This is a genomic window from Xanthomonas sp. 3058, from assembly GCF_014199765.1.
In the GTDB taxonomy this organism is placed as follows: Bacteria; Pseudomonadota; Gammaproteobacteria; order Xanthomonadales; family Xanthomonadaceae; genus Xanthomonas; species Xanthomonas campestris_B.
This window is the reverse complement of sequence record NZ_JACHOF010000009.1, coordinates 127,664-137,601: the sequence shown is the minus strand read 5'-3', so window position 1 is coordinate 137,601 and position 9,938 is coordinate 127,664. Positions and strand designations below refer to the sequence as shown.

Annotated in this window: 9 protein-coding genes and 1 pseudogene; 8 read left to right on the top strand and 2 right to left on the bottom strand. The window is 62.7% G+C overall.

Going from position 1 to position 9,938, the window contains the following annotated elements; genetic code table 11:
* Positions 1 to 99: pseudogene (locus GGR61_RS13375) on the top strand (DNA-formamidopyrimidine glycosylase); the annotation flags it as partial.
* A 522-nt stretch (positions 100 to 621) separates the two neighbouring features.
* Here GGR61_RS13375 and putA read toward each other — a convergent pair.
* Positions 622 to 3,822: a bifunctional proline dehydrogenase/L-glutamate gamma-semialdehyde dehydrogenase PutA gene (gene putA, locus GGR61_RS13370; protein ID WP_184621923.1), complete on the bottom strand. Its 3,201-nt coding sequence runs from the start codon at positions 3,820 to 3,822 to the stop codon at positions 622 to 624.
* Between the two features lie 277 nt (positions 3,823 to 4,099).
* Between putA and GGR61_RS13365 the strand changes: the two genes are divergently transcribed.
* From GGR61_RS13365 to GGR61_RS13345, 6 genes are read left to right on the top strand one after another with little or no spacing between them, the layout of a single operon-like run.
* Positions 4,100 to 4,576 carry a DUF2244 domain-containing protein gene (locus GGR61_RS13365; RefSeq protein WP_184621931.1) on the top strand — a complete coding sequence of 159 codons (477 nt, stop codon included), beginning with the start codon at positions 4,100 to 4,102 and terminating at the stop codon, positions 4,574 to 4,576.
* Between the two features lie 16 nt (positions 4,577 to 4,592).
* Positions 4,593 to 5,540, top strand: coding sequence for a cytochrome c oxidase subunit II (gene coxB / locus GGR61_RS13360; protein WP_184621921.1), 948 nt, complete (start codon positions 4,593 to 4,595; stop codon positions 5,538 to 5,540).
* A gap of 39 nt (positions 5,541 to 5,579) precedes the next feature.
* On the top strand, positions 5,580 to 7,184 hold the full coding sequence (gene ctaD / locus GGR61_RS13355) for a cytochrome c oxidase subunit I (RefSeq protein ID WP_184621919.1): 1,605 nt from the start codon (positions 5,580 to 5,582) through the stop codon (positions 7,182 to 7,184).
* A 19-nt stretch (positions 7,185 to 7,203) separates the two neighbouring features.
* Positions 7,204 to 7,338 (top strand): hypothetical protein, encoded by a 135-nt coding sequence (locus GGR61_RS21180; protein WP_260287821.1) that lies wholly within the window; start codon positions 7,204 to 7,206, stop codon positions 7,336 to 7,338.
* Positions 7,335 to 7,931 (top strand): cytochrome c oxidase assembly protein, encoded by a 597-nt coding sequence (locus GGR61_RS13350; protein ID WP_184408050.1) that lies wholly within the window; start codon positions 7,335 to 7,337, stop codon positions 7,929 to 7,931. Before GGR61_RS21180 ends, GGR61_RS13350 begins: the two co-directional genes overlap by 4 nt.
* Positions 7,932 to 7,969: 38 nt before the next feature.
* Positions 7,970 to 8,845, top strand: a complete 876-nt coding sequence (locus GGR61_RS13345; protein ID WP_184621917.1) for a cytochrome c oxidase subunit 3 — start codon at positions 7,970 to 7,972, stop codon at positions 8,843 to 8,845.
* A gap of 82 nt (positions 8,846 to 8,927) precedes the next feature.
* Here the strand turns inward: GGR61_RS13345 and GGR61_RS13340 are convergent, their stop codons facing one another.
* Positions 8,928 to 9,146 (bottom strand): twin transmembrane helix small protein, encoded by a 219-nt coding sequence (locus GGR61_RS13340; protein ID WP_184408048.1) that lies wholly within the window; start codon positions 9,144 to 9,146, stop codon positions 8,928 to 8,930.
* Between the two features lie 60 nt (positions 9,147 to 9,206).
* Between GGR61_RS13340 and GGR61_RS13335 the strand changes: the two genes are divergently transcribed.
* Positions 9,207 to 9,932, top strand: coding sequence for an SURF1 family protein (locus tag GGR61_RS13335; protein ID WP_184621915.1), 726 nt, complete (start codon positions 9,207 to 9,209; stop codon positions 9,930 to 9,932).
* Positions 9,933 to 9,938: the final 6 nt, after the last annotated feature.

Genomic DNA, 9,938 nt, shown 5'->3' with positions numbered 1-9,938 from the left:
GATGCTGGTGGCAGTGCGCTGCTGCATCTGGGCATGTCCGGCAGCCTGCGCGTGCTGCCCGGCGATACGCTACCCCGCGCACATGATCATGTGGAGATGTGAGGCGAACTGGCTTGAGGTGGCAAGCATGTATCCGCCACGTTCTGTTAGCGCAACCCTCTAAAACTGGCGTCGATCAACACTCTCTGCGGTCCCGTGAAACGTCGGCGACCCAGGCGCAATGAAGGCTGTTTGTGCTGTGGTTTTTGTCTAACTGCTTGATGTACCGGTTTGCTCCAATCGTCAGTGGCCGATGCTAGTTACCGGCTTCGTTGCTGTGGCCAGCTGTCAATGATGACGACGGTTCTCGGGCGTGGATCGAGCATGCAGTGCCGCATCCGGGTCCAAGCAATGACGAATGGAGCTTGGTCGCACTCTGAGAAGATGCTGATAGGGATCTGATCTGTTCTTCGCTGGACTTGGTCGCTGTCAATATCTTCGAGGCACTAGCGCCGGCCCGTATGATTTATCGCGTTCGCACTGGTCTTGGCGACACGCAAGTTCAACAAACAACCCCGCTTGTGCGGGGTTGTTTGTTTGTTCGATTGCTGGAGGAACTATGACACCGCATTGCTGCGAGTATCAGTCGCCCAGTGTCAGGAGTGAGGCGTTGCCACCTGCGGCGGTGGTGTTGACGGTGACCACCTTCTCGGTGGCAAAGCGCAGCAAGTAGTGTGGGCCGCCGGCCTTCGGGCCGGTGCCGGACAATCCCTGGCCGCCAAACGGCTGTACGCCGACGACGGCGCCGATCTGATTGCGATTGACGTAGACATTGCCGACTGCAACGCGTGAGGTGATGCGTTCGATGGTTTCGTCGATACGCGAATGCACGCCCAGGGTCAGACCATAGCCAGTTGCGTTGATCTGATCGATGACGGCATCGAGTTGATCGGCTTTCCAGCGAATCACGTGCAGGACCGGTCCGAAGATCTCACGCTGCAGCTGCGCCAGCGACGTCAGCTCATACGCGCGTGGGGCAAAGAAGCTGCCCTGCGCAGTGGCTGCATCCAGTGTGGTGGTGCCGATCAGGCGAGCTTCGCGATCCATGCGGATTGCGTGATCGTCGAGGATCTTGAGCGCATTGGCGTCGATGACGGGACCAACGTCGGTGGACAGGAGCGAAGGATCGCCGATTTTGAGCTCGCCCATGGCACCGGCCAGCATGGCCATGACCTTGTCGGCGATATCGTCCTGCACGAACAGCACGCGCGCAGCCGAGCAACGTTGGCCGGCGGACATGAAGGCGCTGGAGATCGCATCCTTGACCACGGCTTCTGGCAACGATGAAGAGTCGGCAATGAAGGCATTCTGCCCACCGGTCTCGGCAATCAGCACGCCGATGGCGGCATCACGCGAGGCCAGGGTACGGTTGATGATGCGGGCGGTGTCGGTGGAGCCGGTGAACGCAACGCCTGCTACGCGCGGGTCGTTGGTCAGCGCGGCGCCCACGGTTGCGCCGTCGCCTGGCAGGAACTGCACGGCGGCTTCGGGGATACCTGCTTCGTGCAGCAGCTTCACGGCTGCGTAGCCGATCAGGCTGGTCTGCTCGGCGGGTTTGGCAATGACGCTGTTGCCAGCGGCCAATGCGGCGGCGACCTGACCGAGGAAAATGGCGAGTGGGAAGTTCCAGGGACTGATACAGACGAACACGCCACGGCCATGCAGCTGCAGTTCGTTGGATTCGCCGGTCGGGCCGGGCAGGCGTTCGGGCGCGCCGAACTGGGCGCGGGCCTGGGCGGCGTAGTAGCGCAGGAAATCAACCGCCTCACGCACTTCGGCCACGGCATCGGGCAGGGTTTTGCCAGCTTCCTTGACGCAGATCGCCATGAATTCGGGCATGCGTGCTTCGAGCAGGTCGGCTGCGTGCTCCAGAATGGTGGCGCGGCTGGCGGCAGGCGTGCGGTTCCAGGCCGGCTGCGCAGCGGCAGCGGAGGCCAGCGATTTCTGCACCGTGGCAGTATCGGCTGCCTGCCAGTGCCCGACGGTTTCGCGTCGATCGGCGGGGTTGAGGACTGGCTCGCTCGGTGTGCTGATGACCGTGCCAGGCACCAATGGGGCGGCCTTCCACGGCTTGATCGCGGCGTTGAGTTGCTCGGCCAGTTGCCGCAGATCGTTGTCGTTGGCGAGATTGGCGCCCATGGAGTTTTTCCTGTGCTGGTTCTGGCTGCGCAACAGGTCGGTCGGCAGCGGAATCTTGGGATGCGGAATGGAGGTAAACGACGCCACGGCTTCGACCGGATCGCGGATCAGGTCCTCGATGGCGACGTCCTCGTCGGTGATGCGATTGACGAAGCTGGAATTGGCGCCGTTCTCGAGCAGGCGACGCACCAGATACGGCAGCAGATCCTCGTGCGAGCCGACCGGTGCATAGACGCGGCACGGCAAGCCGAGACGATCGGCCGGAATCACTTCGGCATACAGGTCATCGCCCATGCCGTGCAGTTTCTGGTGCTCGTAGACCTTGCCGGCGGAGATGGCGCGGACTGCCGCGATGGTCTGCGCGTTATGCGTGGCGAACATCGGATATAGCGCATCGCTGTGCGCAAACATGCGGCGGGCGCAGGCCAGATACGACACGTCGGTATTCTGCTTGCGGGTAAATACCGGATAGCCGGGGTGGCCTTCGATCTGCGCACGTTTGATCTCCGCATCCCAGTACGCGCCCTTGACCAGGCGCACCGGAATGCGGCGCCCGACACGGCGAGCCAGATCGGCGAGAAAATCGATCGTATAAGGCGTGCGCTTTTGATACGCCTGCACGGCAAGGCCGTAGCCTTCCCATCCATCCAGCGATGGGTCGGAGAGGGTGGCTTCGATGATGTCCAGCGACAGTTCCAACCGGTCGGCCTCTTCGGCATCGACGGTGTAGCCAATGCCGTACGACTTGGCCAGCTGCGCCAGTTCCAGTACGCCAGGCACCAGCTCGGCCATCACGCGTGCGCGCTTGGCGTGTTCGTAGCGCGGATACAACGCGGAGAGTTTGATCGAAATGCTGGGCGCGGCGAACACATCGGTGCCGACGAAACGGCCGCTACGGCCGATGGCGTGGATTGCATCGCGATAGGCCTGCAGATAACGCTGCGCATCCTTCATGGTCAAGGCGCCTTCGCCGAGCATGTCGAACGAATAGCGGTAGTCGGCGTTGTCGCCCTTGCGCGAGCGCGACAATGCCTCGCCGATGGTGCGGCCCATCACGAACTGATGGCCCATGATCTTCATTGCCTGGCGAACGGCCAGACGAATCACCGGCTCGCCGACGCGGCCGATCAGGCGCTTGAACGCGCCCGGCACGTCGGCGCGGGTGAGGTCGTTGAGTTGCACCAGCTTGCCGGTGAGCATCAGGCCCCAGGTCGATGCGTTGACCAGCACCGAATCGCTGCCGCCGACGTGTTTCTTCCAGTCCGCATCGCCGAGCTTGTCGCGGATCAGCTTGTCTGCGGTGTCCTGGTCGGGAATGCGCAACAGCGCTTCGGCCACGCACATCAGCAGCACGCCTTCTTCGCTGCCAAGGTCGTATTGGCGCATGAAGGCTTCGATCGCGCCCTGGTCCTGCGCACGCGCACGCACGCGCGTCACCAGGTCGGCCGCAATGGCCTGCACCTTTGCCTGTTCGGCAGCGGGCAGGCGTGCCTGGTCGAGCAATTCGCGCACGTGCTCGGTCTCGTCCTTGAGCCAGGCCGCCGTGATGGCCGCACGTAATGCACCGGGCGCGGCGGGCAGTTCGGGCGCCAACAGCGGGCGCGCGACTGAGGGGGAGGCAAGCGGGTCGAGCTGAGCGTTCATGCGAAAGATGCCTGGGAATCCTTGCTCATTCTAGAGAGCCGTAGCGCTTGCGCACTTGTGTGGAAGCGGCAGCTTTCCCGCCGTTTTATGCATGTCGCCATGACCCCTGCAAGCGGACTCGATCGCTGGTGGGCACAACGACATGGGAGGCGAAGTGATTGATTTACGCATGTTTTTAGCTGCACTGCAGCAATTGCGCGATTACCGGAAACGCTTGCCGCATGCGTTCGCGCGGGTCTACCATCGGGCTATTCCCGCAGTGCGCTGCGTGTTGCCAATGATCGAAGTGCTGCCGTTGATGTCCGAAGGGGTTGGGACGCAATTGCGGTTGCGGCCTCCGCGGGCACTGTCGGCCAGGCAATTTGTGCTGTTGTTCGCAGTGTTGGCGGGAACGATGTGGGTATTTGCGGGCCTGGGGTGGTGGACCGGCAATGCATTCGCGCCGGTCTTCGCCTTGTTGCACAGTGGTGTGGTGGCGCTGGCGCTGCGGCAGTTGTGGCGAAGCGGCGAGCGCGTAGAAGCGATCAGGGTGGGGGAAGCCGTTGTCGAGGTGTTTCCATCCGGGTATGCGCCACCAGCGTTTCAGGCACATCCGCACTGGGTGCGGTTATGCATGGAACGCGACGACAGGGTGTTGCTGGTAAGCAGCGGCAAGCAGATCGAGATTGGAAATTTTCTCGGGCCGGCCGAACGTGTGGAACTGGCAACTACGCTGAAACGCTTGCTCGCGGCCGCCAATGGCCGTCACCGATGACGTAAGGGTCTAGGCAATGACGCAACGCAGCAGCTGGAAGTCGATCTACACGAAAGTAAGCCTGGCAATGACGGCGCTGCTGAGCGCATCACCTGTCTGGGCGCAATCGGCCGATCCCAAGGAATGGCAGCTCAACATGGGCCGCGGCGTCACCCAGACCGCGCGCATGGCCTACGAGGCGCACATGGTGGCGCTGTGGGTCTGCGTGGTGATCGGCGCGCTGGTGTTTGGCGCGATGGGCTATGCGATGTTCAAGTTCCGCAAGTCCAAGGGCGCGGTGGCTGCACAGTTCAGCCACAACACGCAGGCCGAAGTGCTGTGGACGGTGATCCCGGTGCTGGTGCTGATCGCGATGGCCTGGCCGGCGACGGCCAAGTTGATTGCGATGTACGACACCCGCGAGTCGGAAATGACCGTCAAGGTGACCGGCTACCAGTGGATGTGGAAATACGAATATCTGGGCCAGGGCGTGGAATTCACCAGCCGGCTGGCGCGCGAGTCCGATCGCATCCGGCAGAGCGGCGAGCGTCCGACCGCCGCATCGCAACCGCATTACCTGTTGGATGTGGACAACCGCCTGGTGCTGCCAGTGGGCACCAAGATCCGTTTCGTGATTACCGCCGATGACGTGATCCATGCGTGGTGGGTGCCGGCGCTTGGGTGGAAGCAGGACGCGATCCCCGGCATCGTCAACGAGGCCTGGACCAATATCGAGCAGCCTGGCGTGTATCGCGGGCAGTGCGCCGAGTTGTGCGGCAAGGATCATGGTTTCATGCCGATCGTGGTGGAGGCGCTGCCCAAGGCCGAGTTCCAGCGCTGGCTGGCGGCGCGCCGCACTGCCAGCGCCGCACCTGCGGCGGCACCCGCAGGCACCTCGGCACCGGCGCCCACACCTGCAGCCGCGCCTGCCGGAGAAGCCGCTCCAGCCGCGCCTGCTCCAGCCGCACCGACCGCCGCTCTTTAACCGCTCGCAACCGCACCGCTTCGCAGAGGTCGTTCCGTCATGGCGCATACCGCAGTCGATCACCACGGACACCACCAGCCCGGTTTCGTCGAGCGCTGGTTTTTTTCGACCAACCACAAGGATATCGGCACGCTGTATCTGCTGTTTTCCTTCGTGATGTTCATCATCGGCGCGGCGATGAGCGTGGTGATTCGCGCGGAGTTGATGCAGCCCGGCTTGCAGTTCGTCAAACCGGAATTCTTCAACCAGATGACCACCGTGCATGCACTGGTGATGATCTTCGGTGGCGTGATGCCGGCCTTCGTCGGGCTGGCCAACTGGATGATTCCGCTGCAGATCGGCGCGCCGGACATGGCGTTGCCGCGCATGAACAACTGGTCGTTCTGGTTGCTGCCGGTGGCGTTCACGCTGTTGCTGCTGACGTTGTTCCTGCCCGGTGGCGCGCCGGCCGGTGGCTGGACGCTGTATCCGCCGCTGTCGCTGCAGGGCGGCTACAACGTGGCGTTCAGCGTATTCGCAATCCACGTTGCCGGCGTCAGTTCGATCATGGGTGCGATCAACATCATCGCCACCGTGCTCAACATGCGCGCGCCTGGTATCGACCTGTTGAAGATGCCGATCTTCTGCTGGGCCTGGTTGATCACCGCGTTCCTGTTGATCGCGGTGATGCCGGTGCTGGCCGGCGCGGTGACCATGTTGTTGACCGACAAATTCTTCGGCACCAGCTTTTTCAACGCGGCCGGCGGCGGCGACCCGGTGATGTACCAGCACATCTTCTGGTTCTTCGGGCACCCGGAGGTCTACATCATGATCCTGCCGGCGTTCGGCGTGGTCAGCGAAATCATTCCGACCTTCAGCCGCAAGCCGTTGTTCGGGTATCAGGCGATGGTCTATGCAATCGCAGCGATCGCGTTCCTGAGCTTCATCGTGTGGGCGCACCACATGTTCACCGTGGGCATGCCGCTCGGTGGCGAAATCTACTTCATGTTCGCCACGATGCTGATCTCCATCCCGACCGGGGTAAAGGTGTTCAACTGGGTCAGCACGATGTGGAAGGGTTCGCTGACCTTCGAGTCGCCGATGCTGTGGGCGGTGGCATTCGTGATTCTTTTCAGCATCGGCGGTTTTTCGGGCCTGATGCTGGCGATCGTACCGGCGGATTTCCAGTATCACGACACGTACTTTGTTGTCGCGCACTTCCATTATGTGTTGGTCACCGGCGCGGTATTCGCGCTGATTGCGGCGGTGTATTACTGGTGGCCGAAGTGGACCGGGCGGATGTACAACGAGGCCTGGGCCAAGTTCCACTTCTGGTGGACGATGATCTTCGTCAATCTGTTGTTCTTTCCACAGCATTTCCTTGGCCTGGCCGGAATGCCGCGGCGTATTCCCGATTACAACGTGGTGTTTGCCGACTGGAATCTGATCAGCTCGATCGGTGCGTTCGGCATGTTCGCCACTCCGTTCCTGATGGCCGGGATTCTGCTCGTCTCGCTGCGTCATGGCGCAAAAGCCGACGCGCGCGCGTGGGAAGGCGCCAAGGGACTGGAATGGACAGTCCCGTCGCCTGCGCCGGCGCATACCTTCACCGTGCCACCGGTGATCAAGCCTGGAGATCTTGCGCATGAAGACATCGGTCACTGAGTCCGCATCCGCGCCTGCCGTGACACGTTTGCTGTCCGCTGCCGAACGGCAGGCGCAACAACGCCGCGCGGTGCGCCGCACGGCGATCACGGTCGGCATCGTCGCGTTGCTGATCTACGCCGGCTTCATTGCATCCGGAGTTATCGGGCGGTGAATACGCGCGCACCCGCACCTGCACCGACCGCCGGCCTGTTCAAACTGCTGGGCGTGGTGTTGGGCGTGTTCGTGCTGACCTTTTCGCTGGTGCCGCTCTACCGCATCGCCTGCGAAAAGGTGTTCGGCATTCGGATGGAGCGTGTTCCCGGCAGTACGGGGGCAAGTGCGGGTGCGCTGACGCCTTCCGGCAAGCGGACCGTGCGGGTGGAGTTCGATGCAGGCGTCAACTCCAAACTGCCGTGGACCTTCCATCCGGAGCAGATGACGATGGATGTGGTGCCGGGCGAACTCAACGAGGCGCTGTATTTCGCACGCAACGATAGTGCGCGTGCGGTGGTCGGCAGCGCGGTGCCATCGGTCGCACCCGCGCGTGCGTCGGGTTATTTCAACAAGACCGAATGTTTCTGTTTCACCGCGCAAACCTTGCAGGCCGGCGAGACGCGCGACATGCCGCTACGGTTTATCGTCGACCCCGCGCTGCCGCCCGAAGTCACCACGATCACCTTGTCCTACACGTTCTATCGCAACGACACCTTGACCTCGGAGTTGCAAGGCGGGGGCGCATCCAGCGCACCGCGCGCGGCGCCGTAACCCTTCATCCACACGCAGCACGACACGGAAGCAACGCCATGGCCGATCACAGCCCCAACGCCGATGCGTATTTCGTCCCGAGCCACAGCAAGTGGCCCTTCGTCGGGTCGATTGCGATGTTCGTGATGATGATTGGCGTGGCCAGTTGGCTCAACGATGCGGGCTGGGGGCGCTGGACCTTCTTCGTGGGCGTGGCGATGTTGCTGGCGACCCTGTTCATGTGGTTTGGCGATGTCATCCGCGAATCCAATGCCGGGCATTACAACCGGCAGGTGGACGGCTCGTTCCGGATGGGGATGGTGTGGTTCATCTTTTCCGAGGTGATGTTCTTCTGCGCCTTCTTCGGCGCGTTGTTCTACACGCGTGTGCTGACGCTGCCCTGGCTGGGCGGCGAAGGCGACGGCGTGATGACCAACGAGCTGCTGTGGAACGGCTATTCCGCCGCATGGCCGACCAATGGTCCGGGCACGATCGGTGGGCAGTTCCAGACCATCCCGGCCTGGGGCTTGCCGCTGATCAATACGCTCATCCTGCTCAGCTCCGGCGTCACCTTGACCATCGCCCATCACGCGCTCAAGGGCGGGCGCCGCGGCGCCTTGTTGCTGTGGCTGGGCCTGACCGTGTTGCTGGGTTGCGTGTTTTTGTTCCTGCAGGCCGAGGAGTACATCCACGCCTACACCGAACTCAATCTGACCCTTGGCTCGGGCATCTACGGCTCGACCTTCTTCATGCTCACCGGCTTCCACGGCATGCACGTGCTGCTGGGCACGATCATGCTGGCGGTGATGTGGCTGCGTGTTGCGCGTGGGCACTTTACCCGCGACAACCATTTCGCCTTTGAAGCCGCTGCCTGGTACTGGCACTTCGTGGACGTGGTGTGGCTGGCGCTGTTCCTGTTCGTGTATGTGCTTTGAGAATCGGGAATCGGGAATCGGGAATCGCAAAAGCGAGCCTGCTTCTGCTTCTACGATTCCCCATTCCCCATTCCCGGCCGCGTCAGCGGCCAAGCCCATGTGGCTTGATCCAGCCGGTGTAGATCCCGATGATGACCACGGCGATCAGTGCGACCGATAACCCGATACGCCAGGTGAGTGCGTTGACGGTACGCTTGGTCTGGCCACGGTCGGTGAGCAAGTAGTACAGGCCGGCGCCCAGGTTCCACAGGATCACGATCAGGAAGGCGACAATCAGCAGCGTCTTGAGCGAATCGTTCACAACAGCCCCGTTGGTCGTCGGCGTGGTAGCGGCATTGCACGCTTTTTTGCGTCGCTTGTCATGATGCACAAGCACACTGCCGTGCTGGGATGGTGTCTGGCGCTACTGGTCAGCGCCGGCTTCGTGGCGCTTGGGCAGTGGCAGCTGCAACGCATGCACAGCAAACAGGCGTTGCTGGAACGCGCGGCGCATGTGCGCGAAATGCCGTTGACCCTGGTGCAGGCACTGGCCACGCCGCACGAGCTGGCGTGGGTGAGCGGGCGTGTGCGGTTTCTGCCGCAGCAGGTGCTGTTGGACAACCAATTGCATGCCGGGCGTGCCGGTGTGCGGATTTATCAACTCGCGGCGGTAGAAGGTGCGTCTGCGGCGTTGCTGGTCGATCTGGGCTGGCTGCCGCTGCCGGCCAACCGCCAGTTGCCGGCGATCGCGCCGTTAGTGGGCACTGCGGCTGTCCAGGGACTGTTGAGTGCGCCGCCGTCGGCGGGTCTGGCGATCGGGCCGGCGCTGGCCCCGGCCACTGCGCCACATTCCTGGCTGGCCACGCGCCTTGAGGTGACCGCTTTACGCAGCGCGCTTGGCGGGCGCGACATTTCGTCGCAGGTCTTGCGCCTGGATCCGGCATTACCGGTGGGCTATGCGCGCGATCTGGAGATGCTGCCGAACACGCTGCCACCCGCGCGGCACTTGGGTTATGCGGTGCAATGGTTCGGCCTGGCTGCGGCGGTGCTGGCCACCGCGACGCTACTGACATGGCGTGCGCGCCGCCGTCGCCGACGCGGGCACTGATGCTTG

What these genes read in the sequence shown, in the direction of transcription:
- putA (WP_184621923.1), bottom strand. Translation starts at nt 3,822, where the DNA reads ATGAACGCTCAGCTCGACCCGCTTGCCTCCCCCTCAGTCGCGCGCCCG.
- GGR61_RS13365 (WP_184621931.1), top strand. Translation starts at nt 4,100, where the DNA reads ATGATCGAAGTGCTGCCGTTGATGTCCGAAGGGGTTGGGACGCAATTG.
- coxB (WP_184621921.1), top strand. Translation starts at nt 4,593, where the DNA reads ATGACGCAACGCAGCAGCTGGAAGTCGATCTACACGAAAGTAAGCCTG.
- ctaD (WP_184621919.1), top strand. Translation starts at nt 5,580, where the DNA reads ATGGCGCATACCGCAGTCGATCACCACGGACACCACCAGCCCGGTTTC.
- GGR61_RS13345 (WP_184621917.1), top strand. Translation starts at nt 7,970, where the DNA reads ATGGCCGATCACAGCCCCAACGCCGATGCGTATTTCGTCCCGAGCCAC.
- GGR61_RS13335 (WP_184621915.1), top strand. Translation starts at nt 9,207, where the DNA reads ATGATGCACAAGCACACTGCCGTGCTGGGATGGTGTCTGGCGCTACTG.